The sequence below is a fragment of the Microcystis sp. LEGE 00066 genome, from assembly GCF_015207925.1.
GTDB lineage: Bacteria > Cyanobacteriota > Cyanobacteriia > Cyanobacteriales > Microcystaceae > Microcystis > Microcystis ichthyoblabe_A.
In genome coordinates this window covers 1-19,450 of record NZ_JADEVX010000080.1, presented here as the reverse complement: position 1 = coordinate 19,450, position 19,450 = coordinate 1, and the positions used below count along the sequence as shown (strand labels likewise).

The window sequence follows — 19,450 nt, the reverse complement described above, 5'->3', positions numbered from 1 at the left end:
CTACTGTACTTTTAGCTTGGGCGGCAATTATATCTGAGGGGTGAAAATAGGGGGAATTCCAAAAGTCGTAGGTGGCACTCGCTGCGGCTAGATTTCCCGAAGCTTGTGGCACACTTGTACTAGGTTGGCTGGCCAAGTTTTCTACGATACTGATTAACCTTTTCTTTCTTCTGGTGTCCCCTAGGTCTGCATATTGTAATTCTTGGGCTGCCCATTTCTCCATTTTTTTGCTTACCTCCACCTTAATTCCTTCTTTCAAAACTATACCTATCAATCGTTTCCCCTTTTTTTAAGTTTCTTCTCTTTTTGTTAAGAAAGATCTGACTAATGGATAGCTTATTAAGGGGGGACTAAGGGGGGGATCGGCACCCCCCTTATCAAGGGGGATCCCCCCGCCTTTGGCTTCCCCCCTTATCAAGGGGGGCTAGGGGGGATCGAACCTAAAATCAATGTTTAATTTAATTATAACCAGCTACCTATTGTTGCATCTAAAACCGCTCTTTTTACTTTTTACCTTATCTGCTATTTTGTAGGATAGCTTCCGATCTTGAACCCTATTCATGAATCAAATTTCTATCGCTGTTACTTTTTTTCTTAGTTTAGTCTTGACCTCGCTTCCCTTTTTACTTTTGGGGACAGCCGTTTCCAGTTTTTTGCTGGTTTTCGTCAATAAACAGCGATTAGCGGCGATATTTCCCCGTAATCGACTGTTAGGAGCGATTTTTGGCAGTGCCATCGGATTAATCCTACCCGTCGGACAATACGGCACTATTCCCGTCGCTAGAAGATTTTTATTAGAGGGAGTACCCCCGGGGGTGGTGTTTAGCTTTCTCACCGCTGCACCTACCCTAAATATCGTCACTCTTTGGCTAACTTGGCAGACTTTCACCTATTCTAGTATTTTCTTCTATCGATCGCTTTCGGTGTGGTTAATGGCAATTGTTATCGGCACTCTCTTTAGTTTCTATCGGGAAAAACCCCGCACCGATAGCGAAATTCCCCTAGAATCGAGTTTAGTTCTTTCTGGTAGTTTTTTACCGGAGGAAGCAGCCAGTCAACCCCTACAAAGAGTCGGCAGTCTTGTTTATGAGTATAAAACTAGAGATAGGCAAGCTTGGCCAATTTCTGTGCAGTTATTTCTCGATAACTTTATCGATGAAGCACTGGAATTAGGGGGATTATTAATTATAGGCTGTGCAATCGCTAGTGTCTTTCAGCTATTATTACCTCAGAGTCAATTAATTGCCTGGGGGAATAGTCCCGCTACTCAAATTCTCGTGCAGTTGTTTTTTGGTGTCACCCTCCCTGTTAATGCTAGTCTTAGCGCTTTTGTCCCCGGTTCTTTAATTACTAATCTGTCCGTGGGTTCCACTCTAGCTTTTTTACTGGTCGCTTCCCTCATTGATATTAAAGCTTTTATCCTCCTCCTATCAGCTTTCCGTCCTAAAATCGTCCTTTATTTCGGAATTTTATGCCTGTTAATGAGTTTTTTAGTGGCTCTGATCATCAGTTTTTATCTAGGTTGAATTCCTTCCGGGTCAGAAAATTTTTCTCTTGACAAAAGCCCCTTGACATGATATTATATTCATAATGGAAAATCCGTGCGCCTACAAGCCCTATTTTCCCAAGCATTTAAACTCTAACTCATCTTAATTCTGCTTGCCGGAGTTGCGACAACATAGCTTTATAGTTCTCACTCCACCCACCTACTGAGAGGTTCAATAAGCATCTTTTCGATGAATACTACTCAATATGATAATCAGCATTTCTTGATCTTGAATTTTGTAAATGATGCGATAATCCCCTATTCTAATTCGGTAGGTTTCATCATATCCTTTGAGTTTCTTGACTCCGCTAGGACGAGGTGTATCAGTAAGTAGTCTAATGGCAGTAATTAAGCGTTCGCGTTGTTGTTTGGGTAAGTTGTTTAGTTGTTTTTGAATGGGTTTCGGAATAATAACTCTGTAGTTCACCCTTGAGTTGCCTCATATTCTTCGAGGGTTAGATAGTCTCCTGCTTGATAAGCTGATTCAGAAGCGATTATGTTAGCTTGCTCTTCTTCTGTAATTTCTATTGCAGTATGTCGTTCTTTGATAAAGAGCAAAAAGTCAAGTAATTCAGTCAAAAGGGTGTCAGGTGTCTGCTCGATTTCTTTAATTAGTTGTTCTTTGAGTGTCATAGCTTTATCAGTTATCAGTGAGCAGTAATCAGTTATCAGTGATTAATTCCATCATAGTCGATGATTAGGTGGTGGGTTACTGGACTAGGTAATAGGTGTAGGGGTAATTCATGAATTACCCCTACAATCGGCTAGGTTTTTCTGGATGTTGTCAAATTTTCTCTTGACAAAAGCCTCTTGACATGATACTATATTCATAATGGAAAATCCGTGCGCCTACAAGCCCTATTTTCCCAAGCATTTAAACTCTAACTCATCTTAATTCTGCTTGCCGGAGTTGCGACAACATAGTTTTATAGTTCTCCATAATTGTTTGGGTATGGGGATGATTGTCTCCTAATACTTGGGTAGCAATATTAATCGCTTCTAGATAGAGAGGTTCTGCTTCTGTGTACCTGCCTTGGGATTCGTACAATGCTGCTAAATTGTTGAGGGATTGTGCCACAAGGGGATGATTGTCTCCTAAGAGTCGTTTATGCAAATCTAATGCTTCTAGATAGAGAGGTTCCGCTTCTGTGTACCTACCTTGGTAATAGTACAATAGTGCTAAATTGTTGAGGGAAGCTGCCACATCGGGATGATTGTCTCCTAAGAGTCGTTTTCTCAAATCTAATGCTTCTAGATAGAGAGGTTCCGCTTCTGTGTACCTGTCTTGGGAACAGTACAATCCTGCTAAATTGTTGAGGGAAGCTGCCACATCGGGATGATTGTCTCCTAAGAGTCGTTTTTTCAAATCTAATGCTTCTCGATAGAGAGGTTCCGCTTCTGTGTACCTACCTTGGTAATAGTACAATAGTGCTAAATTGTTGAGGGATTGTGCCACATCGGGATGATTGTCTCCTAAGAGTCGTTTTCTCAAATCTAAAGCTTCTAGATAGAGAGGTTCCGCTTCTGTGTACCTGCCTTGATAATAGTACAAGAGTGCTAAATTGTTGAGGGAAGTTGCCACAGAGGGATGATTGTCTCCTAATAGTCGTTTTTTCAAATCTAATGCTTCTAGATAGAGAGGTTCCGCTTCTGTGTACCTGCCTTGATAATAGTACAAGAGTGCTAAATTGTTGAGGGAAAGTGCCACATGGGGATGATTTTCTCCTAAGCGAGTTCGAGTTGCGGTTAAACAATCTTGATAGTAAGGTTCAGCAATAGCATACAATCCTTGTCCTTCATAATACCAAGCTAAACCCGTATAGGACCAAAATAAATCCTCATCAGCGATATATTCTGGATATTCCCTGACAGCTTGTTGAATATGGGGAATTAGGGGAGTCAGATTTTGAATAATATCTAGAGTAGGAGTTTGGGGGACTGTTCTCGATGTATCTGTCATCACCGTACAATAACGACTTTTTGCTGGTTCTGCGTGGGGTGATGCTTCTAACTTATCCCGAAAATAGCGACGCAACAGGGGATGAATTTCATACCAACCATCACCCATATCCTGAACTAAACTCAGATGGACTAAACTATCCGTTAACCATTCCTCCACTGTATCCCCATCCTCATCGGGAAATAAATCCAGAATCATACCCTTGGGAAAGGGCGCAAGAGCGAATAAACTGAGGTAAAGTGCCAAAATTTGCGCTTCTGGTTCGATATTCAACTTCTCCCAACTGAGATTAAAGACAGCTTTTAACCCTCTTTCCCCAGTCATTTCCCCATGAAACTTGGGATTTTTGTCTAAAATTGGCTCATCTAAGCCTTTTTCGGCTAATCTATCCCGTATTTTGCTAATTTTCCAATCCTGTCGCCGTACCAGCAACCTTGCCACCAATTCTAACGCCAAGGGTAAATAACCTAAATCCTGACATAATAATTTAGCTGCCTCGATTTGTGTGTCAATTCTGTTATCTGCAAGGTAGGAACGCAATAAATCAAGTGCATCTTCTTCTTTTAAAACTTTTACCCGAAAAGTTGCAATTGTCGCTGATAAATATTCCTTGCGAGTGGTAATCAAAACCCGAAAACGAGAGTCTTTTCCCGGTGGTAGATAAGATTTAATTTGGTCGTAGTCACGCACATCATCAAAAATAATTAAAGCATTTCCCTCGGTCCAATTTTGCCAACAGTAACGCACTCGTTCACTTAAGGTTCCCTGATTGGGGATGTTTAAACCCAGGTATTCTCTGGCAAAAAATAAAATAGCTAAACCGGGGTCACTGTTAAGGACATTTATCCAACAAATACCCGCAGGATAATCCCCTTTATGTTGCCAAGCATACTGTAAAGCTAATTCAGTTTTTCCCGAACCTCCCATCCCACTTAAAACAATTGGGGAAGATTGCTGAAAAGCTTGATGAATCCGGGATAATTCCTGTTCTCTACCAACAAAGTTAACTGCTGTTCCTGGTAAATTATAGGGATCATGAACGGTATTTTTATCGGTAAATAGCTGATTATAGTTGGTAGCTTGGGTTGAATTTTCTGTTAAAAATAATCGCAGGAAAAACCAAGAATTTAAATCTGGCATATACCGAATAACTTTGTTAGTAAAATCATGATTCATCCACCAAATTTGTCGGAGATTAAAGCGAGCTAAATTTTCTCGATTGAAATTAATTAATTGCAAGGCATCTACTAGGAAAGCATCAGAAAAAGCGGTTTCAAAACCAGTAATTGATACTACTCCCGACTCCAATTCTGCCAATTGTGTTAACAAGAAGTTCAAGACAAAAGAGGGTTTTTCCCATCTTGGTAAGACAATTTTATGAAAAATAATGCCTTGTTCTTGCAGTTTATTCTCTAATTCTCTAACTACTTGCTGACGGGAAAACTCATCATAAAATTCCACCCTAGCTAAACCTCTAGATGGTCTTTGTCCCCATAATAGCAAACGAGCTGCTGTATGGGAAATAGTACCCGGTTCTAACTCCGATTGATTAGTTTGATTAACTTGATGTACCACCGGGGACACCTCCATCGGGAGCAGTAGGAATATGACCTTGAGCATTTAAAATATCAACCACAAGGGGATGCACCATAAAGCATCTTTCCCCGTCTCCATCCACTTCTTGAATCGCACGATCATTTAATAAAGCGTATAATACTTCATTGGGAATTTGTGCTTCCGGATTAGCATCATAAATTCGTTTTAACAATAATACCTTATCCCCATAACTAACAGAATCGATATCATAAGGATTTTGGCCTAAACGTCTTTCATATTCTGTTCTTAAACTGCGAATTGCCCTGCTAATATGACTAGATATGATCAGATTTTGTTGATTGACAATTGCCTCATCAGAAGCTTCTCTAACTAAATAAAATAAATCTCTGATATTGCCACCAGAGGCAATAATAACCCGCTCTATTTGTCCATCTTCAAATAAATTAGATTTAACTCTTGGTTCTAAAACTTTTCTCACTGCTTCCCGTCCTTTTTGGTTAGGAGTATGATCTTTTTGGCAAAAAACTGGAGTATCGGGAATCAGGAGATTATGGTCAAAAGTGAGGTTAATCCCGGGAGATGAATTATACAATCCAATCGGAATATTAAAAATAATGTGAATGTCTAAATCTTTGAAAATGTTAGAATAGTTTAAAAATAAATCCCTGACCGCTTCTTGTGAAACACCAGCTTTATCGAAGTCTTCTCCAATAATTAGCCAGCTTCTCTGCATAGTTTCCTGTAAGTTCTCATCACACTCTTTCAGGAGTTGATTAGCAATATTAATTAAATCTCTGGAACGGGAAAGACGGTATTCAACAACTTTTTTCTCTCGCGAGGAAGCAAACCGGAATTCTCCCTTGAGAGAGGCAAAAAGTCCGAGAATTTTATTCCAGAAAGAATCTTCCTTTACTCCCGCTCCTGCTTCCGTTTTGATTTGACTTTCTCTGGTTTCCTTACGGGTAAATTCTTCAGAACTAAACCAATCCCAAAGCTTTTGTAAATTTTCATCACTGGGTTGTCGAGAAATTTTAGCGGTTTTCTCAACAATTTCCACCACCATAAAGAGAAACACATCAAGGGGACTGAAATTAATCGCATCGAGTTCACTTAAAACACTAAATCGCAGGGGTTCAAAATGCTGTTTAATCTCATGATCATTAATTAAACGAGTTAATTCTGTCGATTTGCCTACCCCCGTGTGTCCCATTAAACAGGCTTTGTAATATTGTTGCGTATCTATGACCCGTTTTAACCCTAATTTTAGACGCTGAATTTTATCTTCCCCTCTCACTTTATTCATTTCTTCTCGATAAAAAGCATCTATTTCCTTCTGAGTTAATAGGGGTTCAGGAGATATAGTTAAATAGATTTCATCAAGAGTAGTCGCAGGTTCAAAACGAGTCAGAGAGGGGTGTTGCATAGAGACAGGAAAAATCATTCTCTGGAGATACTTTTTATTATATAAGTAGCTGGTTATAATTAAATTAAAAATGGATTTTAGGTTCGATCCCCCCTAGCCCCCCTTGATAAGGGGGGAAGCCGAAGGCGGGGGGATCCCCCTTGATAAGGAGGGTGCCGATCCCCCCTTAGTCCCCCCTTTAATCCCCGCTTAATAAGGGGGGCATCTGAAAGTTTTTAATACCCACCTAATTATTCAGCAAACCATATCCAAGCGGCAAAAATCAGCTTTCTGTAGTCTGTGATACTGTTTTTAGGATTGAGATCGTCTAAGGTCAAGAAAATTGCTTCTAGGGTTCCGATTTAAACTTCTTTAAATGTCAGGTCCGAGAGGAGCAAGCTAGTCTTAAATGAGCGGATCAAAAATTTTTCCGTCTAAGCTGGCTACACGGCGGGATAAAAGCCCGGGAGACTTTAAGGATAACTGTTTTGAGGCAGTATCGTTGAAGACTCCCGGGTTATTGTATTTTGAGGTGAAATGATGTCCGAGGAATCTACTTTTCAACCCCCGCATTTAACCGAAGCTCAACAGGCCCTAGAAAAAGAACGCCATTTGCCCCTAACTGGTTGGCAACAGGAAGTTTCCCAGGGGTTAACCTACGGTTTAGAGGCGGCCGATAGTATTCGCGATCGCAGTATTCCCACCTTTTCCAGGGGTGAGTTACCCCACTATGCGGGAATTAACACCTTTATGAAGGCCCCCTATTTGGAAGATGTGCGGAATGTGGGCAATTATGACGTGGCAATCGTCGGTGTTCCCCATGATTCGGGGACAACTTACCGACCCGGAACTCGTTTTGGACCCCAGGGAATTCGGCGGATTTCGGCCCTTTACACGCCCTACAATTTTGAATTAGGGGTAGATCTGCGCGAACAAATTACGCTCTGTGATTTAGGGGATATTTTCACCATTCCTGCTAATAATGAAAAGTCCTTCGATCAAATCTCGAAGGGGGTTGCCCATGTCTTTAGTTCTGGTGCCTTGCCGATTATTTTAGGGGGTGATCATTCCATTGGTTTTCCGACAGTGCGGGGTATTTGTCGGCATTTAGGGGATAAAAAAGTCGGTATTATTCACTTTGATCGCCATGTGGATACCCAGGAAACAGATTTAGATGAACGGATGCACACTTGCCCCTGGTTTCATGCCACCAATATGAAAAATGCTCCTGCTAAAAATCTCGTCCAATTAGGGATTGGTGGTTGGCAAGTTCCCCGTCAAGGTGTTAAAGTTTGCCGCGAGCGGGCCACTAATATTTTGACCGTCACCGACATTGTGGAACGAGGCATTGATGCGGCCGCCGAATTTGCCTTAGAACGAGCTTTAGATGGTACGGATTGCGTTTGGATTAGTTTTGATATTGATTGCATTGATGCCGGTTTTGTCCCCGGCACGGGTTGGCCAGAACCGGGGGGTTTATTACCCCGTGAAGCCTTAGCTTTATTGGGTAAAATTATCCAAAAAGCTCCCATTTGTGGCATGGAAGTGGTGGAAGTTTCCCCTCCCTACGATATTAGTGATATGACCTCTTTGATGGCTACCCGTGTTATTTGTGATGCCATGGCTCATCTGGTTATTTCAGGTCAATTACCGCGTAAAGAAAAGCCCTATTATATTCATCCTGATGCCAATCTGGCCGTTGACGAACCCTGGCAGTAATTTCCTATGCACGAAACTGATATGACCAAGGCGTTAATTATGACAGTTCGAGATTGGTATGATAGCCAACCTGAAAAGCTCAAAATTGAAAAAATTCATCTCATGGTTGGTGAATTTACCTGTGTCGAACCAGTCAGTTTACAATTTGCCTTTGAAGTTCAAACTGCCAATACTTTTCTGGCTGGCGTGGAATTAGCGATTAAAAATATTCCCCTAATTGCTTATTGTCATTGCTGTCAAAAGGATTATCAACCCCAAATTGGCCAGCAATATTCCTGCCCAACTTGTCGATCGCCGATGGAGGATATTCGTTCAGGTCGAGAGTTAAAAATTGACCACATTGAATATTCTTTAGATTTTTAAACAAAGTTGGGTGATCGCTTCTACAAGTTCGATGATCAATTATTCATTCTCAACTAAAATGCACCAAACTTTTGACGCGGCCCTAGAAATTAATCTACTTCATGCCAATCAAGCAGGAGCCGATCACAACCGGGAACATTTTGACGAGTGGGGCATTACCTGTTTAAACCTGATGAGTAGTCCTGGTGCGGGTAAAACTGTATTATTGGAAAAAACCCTCGCAGCCTTAAAAGATCAATTAAACATGGCTGTTATTGAAGGAGATATGACTACAGAACTAGATGCAGAGCGCCTGAGACAATATGGAGTTCCCGTGATTGCCATTAATACGGGTCGCTCCTGTCACTTAGATTCCAAAATGGTAGCTGGGGGAATTCATCGTTTCAAAGAAGATTATAACCCCAAAGAGTTTGATTTATTGTTGGTGGAAAATGTGGGAAATTTAGTTTGTCCCGCCGAATTTGAGGTAGGGGAACACGCTAAAGTTGCTCTATTAAGTATTACTGAAGGAGAAGATAAACCCCTCAAATATCCAATTATGTTTCAAGAAGCGGATTGTCTGATTATTACCAAATTAGATCTGGCTCCTTATTTAGAGATTGATTTAAAACGTTTAGAGGCAAATGTTCGTTCTATGAATCCCGATGTAAAGATTATCGCTCTTTCTGCTCAAACAGGAGAAGGTTTAGAAGACTGGTTAAATTGGCTAAAAAGCCAAGTCAATATTCCGAGGTTTTTGAATTGTTAATCAGTAACAGTTTTTGAGATTTATTTCTGTTTTAATTAGGTAGGTGTTAAAAATTCTGGTTCTTCGGTTTGTGTTATGCAATGGACGGGTGAAACTCTTATATGGAAAGACATTGCTTCGATTTTTGCCAATTGTTTTCCCTCTCTAACGAACTAATCAATTAAGTCTCTTGCTAAATAAGGATTTAGTCGATTTATACCACCCTATCGAACCATACCAAGTAACGAAGAACCAAAAAAACTAGGGAAAAATATTAAAAGGGGAGAATTAATCCCCCCATTAATTTAGACAAAGAAACTATTGACTGCAATAGTGCCGAGCGCCGGTAAAGTACCCGTTAACCCGGTGAGATTAATCACCAAATCATTAGCACTTTGGAAACCCGCCGTACCGTCGTTGATAATTAGGTAAGTAGAAGAACTATTGTCCCGCACTAAAACAGCACTGTTAATTCCGAGAGCTTGATTCCCGGCTGTTGCCCCATTAGCATCAATGAAGACGTTAGCAACAATAGTGTTAATGTTGGTCGTGCTGCTATCTGTTGCCCGGGTAAAAGCGACCGGGGCATTAATTGCCGCACCAGCTTGACTAAGCAGGTCAATTTTATCAGTACCGATAGCAAAATCCGTAACTCGGTCTAGGGCTGCGGCAGTGGACTGACCAAATTGGAAGATGAAGATGTCTGTCCCTGTCCCACCGGTTAAAGTATCGATTCCAGCAGCACCATTGAGGGTATCGTTACCGGCAGCACCATTGAGGCTATCGTTACCAGCAGCACCATTGAGGTTATTATTGCCACTATTCCCTGTAATCTGGTTATTTAAGCCATTACCCGTGCCATTAAGATTACCAGTACCAGTGAGAAGGAGATTTTCCACATTGTTAGGAAGGGTATAGGAAAGGGAAGCTTGCACGGTATCGGTTCCCTGGTTGAGAGCTTCAATCACCAAATCCCCGGCGTTATTTACCGTATAAGTATCGTTTCCGGCTAATCCAGTCATGGCATCTGCTCCAGAGGTTCCCACAAGGGTGTCAGGACCAGAAGTACCTATAAAGTCATCATTATTGATGGTTCCCGTGGCAGTAGCAGTGGTAATAGTAGCGCCGTTGGTGGCATTGGAGAGGGTGACGGTAAAGTTTTCGTTCAGTTCTACTGTTGTATCCCCTTGAACGTTAACAGTAATCACTTTACTGGTTTCCCCCACCGCAAAACTCACGGTTCCTGACGGTAACAATCCCCCAACAAAATCAGTGGCATTAGCAGGATTGGTTCCTGTACCGGTAACTGCCCAGTTAACGTTATTGGTTCCCGTGGTATTAACCGCACGAGTGACGGTGAAGGTGAAGGCTTTACTGCCACTGTTGCCCTCGGTTTGGTTGGCATTGGTGGCGGCAATAGCGAGGGTGGGAACTGCTACATCATCATTTTGGATAGTGCCAATAGCTGTAGCGGTGGTAATAGTAGCGCCGTTGGTGGCATTGGAGAGGGTAACGGTAAAGTTTTCGTTCGGTTCTACTGTTGTATCCCCCTGAACGTTAACAGTAATTACTTTTGAGGTTTCCCCGGCGGCAAAACTCACTACCCCACTGGGTAAGACTCCTCCGACAAAATCGGCAGCATTGGCAGGATTGCTGCCGCTGCCGGTAACTGCCCAGTTAACGTTATTGGTTCCCGTGGTGATAACCGCACGAGTGACGGTGAAGGTAAAGGCTTTACTGCCACTGTTGCCCTCGGTTTGATTGGCATTGGTGGCGGCAATAGCGAGGGTGGGGATGGCGGGCGTACTCACGGCCCACAATTCCCGACCGTTCACGCCGTTATCGGCAGTGAAGAACAGGGTGCTGCCCACTACTCTCAGGTTTTGGGGGTCGGAACTAGAGGAACCGGGACGGATATCGCCCACCAGAATCGTACCGGCCTCCGTGCCGTCGCTCTTCCACAATTCAGTACCGTTCACGCCGTCATCGGCAGTGAAGAACAGGGTACTGCCCACCGCCGTTAGATTGCGGGGGTAGTTGCCAGAGAAACCGGAACCGGGGTTGATATTCTTGACCAAAACCGTACCGGCCTCCGTGCCGTCGCTTTTCCACAATTCAGTACCGTTAACGTTGTCATTAGCAGTGAAGAACAGGGTGTTGCCCACTGCCGTTAGATTGCGGGGGTCAGACCAAGAGAAACCGGGGGCGATATCCTTGACCAAAACTGTACCGGCCGCCGTGCCGTCGCTTTTCCACAATTCCCGACCGTTCACGCCGTCATCGGCCTGGAAGAACAGGGTGCTGCCCACCGCCGTTAGATAGCGGGGGTAAGAGCTAGAGAAACCGGGGCCGATGTCGGACACCAGAACCGTACCGGCCGCCGTGCCGTCGCTTTTCCACAATTCCCGACCGTTCGCGCCGTTATTGGCAGTGAAAAAGAGGGTATTGCCTACTGCCGTCAGATTGCGGGGGTCGGAGCTAGAGGAACTGGGGCGGATATTCTTGACCAGAACCGTACCGGCCGCCGTGCCGTCGCTTTTCCATAATTCATTACCGCTAACGCCGCTGGCACTGAAGAACAGGGTACTGCCCACCGCCGTTAGATTGTCGGGGAAGATATTCTTGACCAAAACCGTACCGGCCGCCGTGCCGTCGCTTTTCCACAATCCAGCGTTAGTGAAGAACAGGGTATTGCCCAGTGCCGTCAGATTGTCGAGGAAGGAGCTAGAGTCACCGGGGCGGATATCTTTAACCAGAACCGTGCCGGCCGCCGTGCCGTCGCTTTTCCACAATTCAGTACCGTTCACGCTGTCAAAGGCCTGGAAGAACAGGGTACTGCCCACCACCGTCAGATTGCTGGGGTAGGAGCCATAGTCACCGGGGTTGATGTCGGCGACCGCAACCGTACCGGCTGCTGTGCCGTCGCTCCTCCACAATTCCTCACCGTTAACGCTGTCATAGGCAGTGAAGAACAGGGTATTGCCCCGGGCCGTCAGATTGCTGGGGTAGGGACCAAAGGAACCAGGGTAGATATCCTTAACTAAAAAAGGAACGGAGTCGTCGTCAACAATGGTCAAGGTTGCCGTAGATGGAGTGCCGAGAGTAGCTCCGTTGGTGGGATTGGAGAGGGTGACGGTAAAGTTTTCGTTCGGTTCTATCGTTGTATCTCCCCGGACGTTAACAGTAATCACCTTACTGCTTTCTCCCGGGGCAAAACTCACTACCCCACTGGGTAACACTCCTCCGACAAAATCGGCAGCGTTAGCGGGAAAAGTGCCGGTGCCGGTAACTGCCCAACTGACGTTATTGCTTCCGGTGATGTTATCCGCACGAGTGACGGTGAAGGTAAAGGCTTTGCTGCCACTGTTGCCCTCGGTTTGACTGCTGCTGGTGGCGGCAATGGTGAGGATGGGGATTGCTACATCATCATTTTGGATAGTGCCAATAGCTGTAGCGGTGGTAATGTTAGCGCCGTTGGTGGGATTGGAGAGGATGACGGTAAAGGTTTCGTTCGGTTCAAATGTGGTATCTCCCTGGACGTTAACAGTAATCACTTTACTGGTTTCTCCGGCGGCAAAACTTACTACCCCACTGGGTAAGATTCCCCCAACAAAATCAGTGGCATTGGCAGGATTGGTTCCCGTACCAGTAACTGCCCAGTTGACGTTATTGCTTCCCGTGGTATTGCCAGAACGAGTGACGGTGAAGGTGAAAGCTTTACTGCCACTGTTGCCCTCGGTTTGATTGGCATTGGTGGCGGCAATGGCGAGGGTGGGAATTGCGGGCGTACTCACGGCCCACAATTCAGCGCCGTTCACGCCATTATCGGCGCTGAAGAACAGGGTACTGCCCACTGCCCTTAGATTGCGGGGGATGGAGCTAGAGGCACCGGGGCGGATGTCGGCCACCAAAACCGTACCGGCCGCCGTGCCGTCGCTCCTCCACAACTCCTCACCGTTTACGCCGTCAAAAGCAGTGAAAAAGAGGGTATTACCCACTGCCGTCAGATAGCGGGGGTTGGAGCTAGAGGAACCAGCGCGGATGTCTTTGACCAAAACCGTACCGGCCGCCGTGCCGTCGCTTTTCCATAATTCCCGACCGTTCACGCCGTCATCGGCAGTGAAGAACAGGGTGCTGCCCACCACCGTCAGATTTTCCAGGCTGGAGCTAGAGGAACCGGCGCGGATATCTCTGACCAAAACCGTACCAGCGGCCGTGCCGTCGCTCTTCCATAATTCCCGACCGTTCACGCCGTCATCGGCAGTAAAGAACAGGGTAAGGGTGTTGCCCACCGCCGTTAGATTGTAGGGGGAGGACCAAGAGCGACCAGGGTTGATATCTTTGACCAGAACTGTACCAGCCGCCGTGCCGTCGCTCTTCCACAATTCAGTACCGTTCACGCCGTCATCGGCCTGGAAGAACAGGGTGTTGCCCACTGCCGTTAGATTGCGGGGGTCAGACCAAGAGAAACCGGGGGCGATATCCTTGACCAAAACCGTACCGGCCGCCGTGCCGTCGCTTTTCCACAATTCATAACCGTTTACACCGTCATTGGCACGGAAGAACAGGGTACTGCCCACTGCCGTCAGATAGCGGGGGCGGATATTCTTGACCAGAACCGTGCCGGCCGCCGTGCCGTCGCTCTTCCATAACTTGTCACCGTCATTGTCGTCATCGGCAGTAAAGAACAGGGTACTGCCCACTGCCGTTAGATTGCTGGGGAAGGAGCTAGAGGAACCGGGGCGGATATCTCTGACCAGAACCGTGCCGGCCGCCGTGCCGTTGCTTTTCCACAATTCCCGACCGTTCACGCCGTCATCAGCAGTGAAGAACAGGGTGTTGCCCACTGCCCTTAGATTGCTGGGGGAGGGACCACCTAAACCGGGAAAAATATCCTTGACCAAAACCGTACCTGCGGCCGTGCCGTTGCTCTTCCATAATTCAGTACCGTTCACGCCGTCAAAGGCAGTGAAGAACAGGGTATTGCCCAGCGTCGTTAGATAGCCGGGGCCGGAGCCAGAGGAACCGGGAAGGATATCTTTAACTAAAAAAGGGATTGACATGACTTTTTCCTGAATAAAGGGTGAAAATTAAACAATTAAGTAGTCGTGCAGAATAAATTTCCTAGTGGAGATAGGCAAGAGGCAAGGGGGGGTTAGATTTGTGTCATTAATTTTGCTTAGGTACTTAAGCCAACCCACGTTCATCTCTGGTATAGACTTGAATCGATTATTAACATTGATTTTTGCTTATGATTTATTATGGTTTCAGTGGATATTAATAGAAGTCATGGCGCTGACCTAGAAAGATTACTGCGGCTATTTTACTCAAAGAATCGCCAACCTTTCAAGGTTTTCATAACAAAAATTAACATTGATTACAAGAAACCGGGTTTCTCAAAGACAAGAAACCGGGTTTCTCAAAGAAAGCGGGTTTCTCAAAGAGGTTCTCGCAGAAACCCGTTTTCTGCAATTTAGAAAACGGGTTTCTCAAAGAGTTTCTCAAAGAAACCCGGTTTCTAGATATTGATTTTTGCCAAAGACTGCTTAAATTCTGCGAGAGAATTAGCGGTAGCTGCTAATTTAACAATCTCTTGTAATGTAGATAGTACCGAAACTTTATTCAGGTATTGTTCCACATCTAAAGGAACTTCACCTAAGCGAGCTTGCAAAACTGTTTTGACAAAATCACGAGCATTTTCTAACGCTCCAATTTCCTTACCCTGTTCGATTCCTCGTAACTCCATATTACTCATTAAAGGCATGGTTCTTTCCTCCTCAAATTGTTTGATTTTAATCTCTAAACTTGACTGCAATTCAGAGGATAAAGTCATCATATTGTCGATGATTTCAAACATTTTACTAAGTAAGGTAGGTATTACCCACACTACTTATTTATGATGATACTAAAAGACTTCCTACACTCCTCAAAAGAATTTACTATAAGTGCGGCTTTTAACATCTCTTCTAAAACCGAAATAACTGAAGCATCATTGATACATTGTCCAATATCTCCAGGGATATCGCCTAGTCGGTTTTCCAAAACTTTTTTCACAAAATCACGAGCATTTTCCAACGCTCCAATTTCCTTACCGCGTTCTATACCTCGTAACTCCATATTACTCATTAAAGGCATGGTTCTTTCCTCCTCAAATTGTTTAATTTTACTCTCTAAACTTGACTGTAATTCAGGGGATAAAGTCATCATATTGTCGATGATTTCAAACAGTTTAATTATCTGTTCCCTCTCGAACTCCTTTTCATATAATCCCCTGATTAACCTCCACTTCCACTGTTCCCGTTCTGGCAGCTTCCCAGTAGTCGCTTTTGTTTTCAGGTGTGCCATGACTATTATAGCAAAGGGATTGCTACTTGCTTCTAGTTCTGACCATCTTTCCTCATAGTCCAGTAATTTAACCGTTGGGAATTTCAGACTTACTTCACAGCCAGCAATGGTATAATTATAGGAATCTGGTCGCCAATTTACTCGTTCATCTCCTAATATAGCGAGACTGATAACCGGTTTCTGATACAAATCAAAGGCCCGATAGTTATAAATATACATCCTCTGGGGGAAATTTTCTTCATATTGGCTTTGAATTTCAATATGAATCAAAATCCAGACTTCTTCTCCACTGAGTAGCCAGACTTTATAGAGTTTGTCAGCGAAACGTTTTTTTGTCCTTGCTGAAGCGGTAATCCGTTTGAGTTCTTTTTCTAGGGATTCGGGAATTTTTGTCCAATCAATCAATTGGTGAACTTCAGGAAAAAAGAAGTATAAAAACGCTTCAAAATACTCGGTTAATGCTTCTTTCCAGGGTTCATCATAATTGGCGGTTGTTGGATTCATTGGAGAAGAAAATTACTGAGACTATTGTTCTAAAAGTTGATGCAACTCATCAAAAGAATTAACGGTTAATGCCGATTTCAGTAACTCGTCTAAAATCGATAATACAGCAATTTTATCCACAGCTTGCTCAATTTCTATTGGAATGTCACCCAATCGCGTTTTCAGCACCGTTTTAATATAGTTACGAGCCTTTTCTAACGCGCCAATTTCTTTACCAATTTCCTTACCCTGTTCTATTCCTCGTAACTCCCCAATTTCCTCACCAATTTTCCTTCCTCGTAACTCCATATTACTCATTAAAGGCATGGTTCTTTCCTCCTCAAATTGTTTAATTTTACTCTCTAAACTTGACTGTAATTCAGGGGATAAAGTCATCATATTGTCGATGATTTCAAACAGTTTAATTATCTGTTCCCTCTCGAACTCCTTTTCATATAATCCCCTGATTAACCTCCACTTCCACTGTTCCCGTTCTGGCAGCTTCCCGGTAGTCGCTTTTGTTTTCAGGTGTGCCATCACTATTATAGCAAAGGGATTGCTACTTGTTTCTAGTTCTGACCAGCTTTCCTCATAATCTAGTAATTTGACTGTTGGGAATTTGAGGCTGACTTCACAACCAGCGATAGTATAATTATAGGAATCTGGTCGCCAATTTACTCGTTCATCTCCTAATATAGCGAGACTGATAACCGGTTTCTGATACAAATCAAAGGCACGATAGTTATAAATATACATCCTCTGAGGGAAATTTTCTTCGTATTGACTTTGAATTTCAATATGAATCAAAATCCAGACTTCTTCACCCCTGAGTAACCAGACTTTATAGAGTTTGTCAGCGAAACGTTTTTTTGTCTTTGCTGAAGCGGTAATCCGTTTGAGTTCTTTTTCTAGGGATTCGGGAATTTTTGTCCAATCAATTAGTTGGTGAACTTCAGGAAAGAAGAAATGTAAAAACGCCTCAAAATACTCGCTTAATGCTTCTTTCCAGGGTTCATCATAATTGGCGGTTGTTGGATTCATTGGAGAAGAAAATTACTGAGACTACTATTCTAAAAGTTGATGCAACTCATCAAAAGAATTAACGGTTAATGCCGATTTCAGTAACTCGTCTAAAATCGATAATACAGCAATTTTATCCACAGCTTGCTCAATGTCTATTGGAATGTCACCCAATCGCGTTTTCAGCACCGTTTTAATATAGTTACGAGCCTTTTCTAACGCGCCAATTTCTTTACCAATTTCCTTACCAATTTCCTTACCCTGTTCTATTCCTCGTAACTCCCCAATTTCCTCACCAATTTTCCTTCCTCGTAACTCCATATTACTCATTAAAGGCATGGTTCTTTCCTCCTCAAATTGTTTGATTTTACTTTCTAAACTTGACTGCAATTCAGTTGATAAAGTCATCATCTGGTCGATGATTTCAAACAGTTTAATTATCTGTTCCCTCTCGAACTCCTTTTCATATAATCCCCTGATTAACCTCCACTTCCACTGTTCCCGTTCTGGCAGCTTCCCGGTAGTCGCTTTTGTTTTCAGGTGTGCCATGACTATTATAGCAAAGGGATTGCTAAGTAGGGAGACACAATTATTTGTAGGATGGGTTAGTGGTTAGTGGTAGCGTAACATAATCTGGCGTTGGGTTTCATGCTTCAACCCAACCTACGTTCATCTTATATTTAATTCCACTCACCCACTTACTTGCTTCCAATTAGTCACTGATAACTGATAACTGATAACTGATTAGTTGGTGAACTTCAGGAAAGAAGAAGTATAAAAACGCCTCAAAATACTCGGTTAATGCTTCTTTCCAGGGTTCATCATAATTGGCGGTTGTTGGGTTCATGGCAAGTCGCTACCAATGGGAAAGTTAGGCACTCATCTAAATCTATTATTCCCCATAAATATCATCAATGCTACTTGTCGTCACAAAACTTCCCATTAGAGCAACCTACATCTACATCTTTGTTCTAACATTTATTGGTAAAACTATATAATGCCGTCAGATAAAGGGGGTCGGAACCAAAAGAACCGGGGAAGATATCCTTAACTAAAAAAGGAGTTGACATGATTTTTTCCTGAATAATAGGGTGAAAAGTAAACAATTAAGTCCCTAAAGAAGGCACCATCCACACCGATTGAGTGTCGTCGAGGTCGGTATCCGGTCCAATTAGCGCCGGGTTGCGGTAGCCCGGGAGGACGGAGACGGCGAAAACCTCCTCCACGCCGCTATTGAACCAAAAAGTCGCCACCAGTTGACTGGTAGCCAGGTTGACAATAGCCAACCCGCACCGCAATTGATTACGTCGCTCATCCAGGGGTAAACCGCCAAAAATCGCAGTTTCCCGGATTTGGGACAACCCGACAAAGGCGTGACCTTCCCAACAGTCTAAACCCCGGGTAAAACCGGGCAATTCCGCCACGATTTCCGTGCTACCAGTTTGGGGATGCCAACGGTTCAAGGTTCCATAACCGGAATTGAGGAAATAGAGATTACCCTGATAAAGGCGGGGAGAATGGGGCATAGCTAAACCCCGCAAAATCACCTCTCCCCTAGCCACATCAATTAAGCATCCCCCTTGGGCCTTATTCTCTCGCCAGAGGCTTTCCTCGTTGGTTTCCCCCAATGCCGTTACATATACGGGAGTGCCGCTATTTTCAGCCATAGCCAAGCCATTGAGGTGGCAGCGGTCTCCGGGGACTAACTCGGTAATAAAGGGCGGTTTCCACTGGGGTAGAAAACTCCAATTTCCTTCGATAGTTGCCAGACAGTTAAATAGGGTATTGACCACCCAAAGGCGATTACTGCCAAAGGCCAAATCATGACCCATAATCGGGCCGGTGAGGTGAGAGGAGCGGGCCAAAAAGGCGATATCCTGTTCCCCTTCCGGTTTAATCTGGGGGGCAATCTCTCGATTGGCGGGTAAATGCCAAATTGCCTGACGAGCGCCCACAGCAATTCCGGTAGCGGTTCGGGTTAAACCCATCGCTTGGTCAAAATGGGCGAAACTCACCCGTATTTGTCCTTGATAAGTGCCAATGCTGGCCACTCGTCCCGCTTGGTAGGTGGAAATCAACACCGAGAGGTCAAGCTGGTTGAGTAATTCCGGCAGATTGAGGCTGTACTCATAATTGACCGGCACTGCTTGGCGCTGAGATGGACTCACTGCTGGCTCTTGAGTATCTGAAAACTGGTTAGTGTTGGGCGGCAAGCTGTCCATAGAGTTTTTTTGTATAGATTAGCATCGATTGTGATAATTGATTATTGTCTATGGTTTGTTGACTAAGGGGTTCTAATTAATCCCCCCTTGCCCCCCTTAATAAGGT

14 protein-coding genes, 2 pseudogenes and 1 riboswitch are annotated in these 19,450 nt (G+C 44.0%); of the genes and pseudogenes, 4 read left to right on the top strand and 12 right to left on the bottom strand.

From position 1 onward, the window contains the following. Positions 1 to 223 (bottom strand): transposase (locus IQ224_RS12655; protein ID WP_130757148.1); only part of this gene is annotated, 223 nt, incomplete at its 3' end. A gap of 337 nt (positions 224 to 560) precedes the next feature. On the opposite strand from IQ224_RS12655, the gene IQ224_RS12650 reads away from it, so the two are divergent. Then, on the top strand, positions 561 to 1,526 hold the full coding sequence (locus IQ224_RS12650) for a permease (RefSeq protein WP_194033025.1): 966 nt from the start codon (positions 561 to 563) through the stop codon (positions 1,524 to 1,526). A gap of 192 nt (positions 1,527 to 1,718) precedes the next feature. Here IQ224_RS12650 and IQ224_RS12645 read toward each other — a convergent pair whose 3' ends face one another. The 4 genes from IQ224_RS12645 to IQ224_RS12630 form a co-directional block, all read right to left on the bottom strand. Next, a complete protein-coding gene (locus IQ224_RS12645) occupies positions 1,719 to 1,973 on the bottom strand; it encodes a type II toxin-antitoxin system RelE/ParE family toxin (RefSeq protein WP_012265163.1) in 255 nt (84 codons plus the stop codon). Beyond that, complete coding sequence (locus IQ224_RS12640) at positions 1,970 to 2,179, bottom strand: hypothetical protein (protein ID WP_002746387.1); 210 nt, start codon at positions 2,177 to 2,179, stop codon at positions 1,970 to 1,972. Before IQ224_RS12640 ends, IQ224_RS12645 begins: the two co-directional genes overlap by 4 nt. A gap of 253 nt (positions 2,180 to 2,432) precedes the next feature. Next, positions 2,433 to 5,096 (bottom strand): tetratricopeptide repeat protein, encoded by a 2,664-nt coding sequence (locus tag IQ224_RS12635; protein WP_194033026.1) that lies wholly within the window; start codon positions 5,094 to 5,096, stop codon positions 2,433 to 2,435. Beyond that, the gene (locus IQ224_RS12630; protein ID WP_036402117.1) at positions 5,065 to 6,486 is read right to left on the bottom strand and encodes a hypothetical protein; all 1,422 of its coding nucleotides are present in this window, start codon (positions 6,484 to 6,486) and stop codon (positions 5,065 to 5,067) included. The genes IQ224_RS12635 and IQ224_RS12630 overlap by 32 nt, the downstream gene beginning before the upstream one ends. 317 nt (positions 6,487 to 6,803) lie before the next feature. Continuing rightward, a riboswitch (guanidine-I (ykkC/yxkD leader) is annotated at positions 6,804 to 6,937 on the top strand. A 68-nt stretch (positions 6,938 to 7,005) separates the two neighbouring features. On the opposite strand from IQ224_RS12630, the gene IQ224_RS12625 reads away from it, so the two are divergent. Genes IQ224_RS12625 through hypB form a run of 3 tightly spaced genes read left to right on the top strand, consistent with a single transcriptional unit; the run spans position 7,006 to position 9,295 of the window. Beyond that, a complete protein-coding gene (locus IQ224_RS12625) occupies positions 7,006 to 8,184 on the top strand; it encodes an agmatinase family protein (RefSeq protein ID WP_002746369.1) in 1,179 nt (392 codons plus the stop codon). A gap of 6 nt (positions 8,185 to 8,190) precedes the next feature. Further along, the gene (gene hypA, locus IQ224_RS12620; protein ID WP_036402098.1) at positions 8,191 to 8,547 is read left to right on the top strand and encodes a hydrogenase maturation nickel metallochaperone HypA; all 357 of its coding nucleotides are present in this window, start codon (positions 8,191 to 8,193) and stop codon (positions 8,545 to 8,547) included. Between the two features lie 58 nt (positions 8,548 to 8,605). Next, a complete protein-coding gene (gene hypB, locus IQ224_RS12615) occupies positions 8,606 to 9,295 on the top strand; it encodes a hydrogenase nickel incorporation protein HypB (protein WP_002746365.1) in 690 nt (229 codons plus the stop codon). 284 nt (positions 9,296 to 9,579) lie between these two features. On the opposite strand, the gene IQ224_RS12610 is transcribed toward hypB, so the two are convergent. The 7 genes and pseudogenes from IQ224_RS12610 to IQ224_RS12585 form a co-directional block, all read right to left on the bottom strand. Further along, complete coding sequence (locus IQ224_RS12610; RefSeq protein WP_194033024.1) at positions 9,580 to 14,337, bottom strand: ELWxxDGT repeat protein; 4,758 nt, start codon at positions 14,335 to 14,337, stop codon at positions 9,580 to 9,582. 455 nt (positions 14,338 to 14,792) lie between these two features. Next, a pseudogene (locus IQ224_RS12605) lies at positions 14,793 to 15,134 on the bottom strand (hypothetical protein); the annotation flags it as partial. 26 nt (positions 15,135 to 15,160) lie between these two features. Next, complete coding sequence (locus IQ224_RS12600) at positions 15,161 to 16,123, bottom strand: hypothetical protein (RefSeq protein ID WP_194033023.1); 963 nt, start codon at positions 16,121 to 16,123, stop codon at positions 15,161 to 15,163. Positions 16,124 to 16,144: 21 nt separating this feature from the next. Beyond that, positions 16,145 to 17,143, bottom strand: a complete 999-nt coding sequence (locus tag IQ224_RS12595; RefSeq protein WP_084989963.1) for an Rpn family recombination-promoting nuclease/putative transposase — start codon at positions 17,141 to 17,143, stop codon at positions 16,145 to 16,147. 24 nt (positions 17,144 to 17,167) lie between these two features. Next, positions 17,168 to 17,695: pseudogene (locus tag IQ224_RS12590) on the bottom strand (hypothetical protein); the annotation flags it as partial. A 139-nt stretch (positions 17,696 to 17,834) separates the two neighbouring features. Continuing rightward, a complete protein-coding gene (locus IQ224_RS24595) occupies positions 17,835 to 17,969 on the bottom strand; it encodes a hypothetical protein (protein ID WP_002746351.1) in 135 nt (44 codons plus the stop codon). 259 nt (positions 17,970 to 18,228) lie between these two features. Continuing rightward, the gene (locus tag IQ224_RS12585; protein WP_002746347.1) at positions 18,229 to 19,344 is read right to left on the bottom strand and encodes a TIGR03032 family protein; all 1,116 of its coding nucleotides are present in this window, start codon (positions 19,342 to 19,344) and stop codon (positions 18,229 to 18,231) included. Positions 19,345 to 19,450 lie beyond the last annotated feature (106 nt).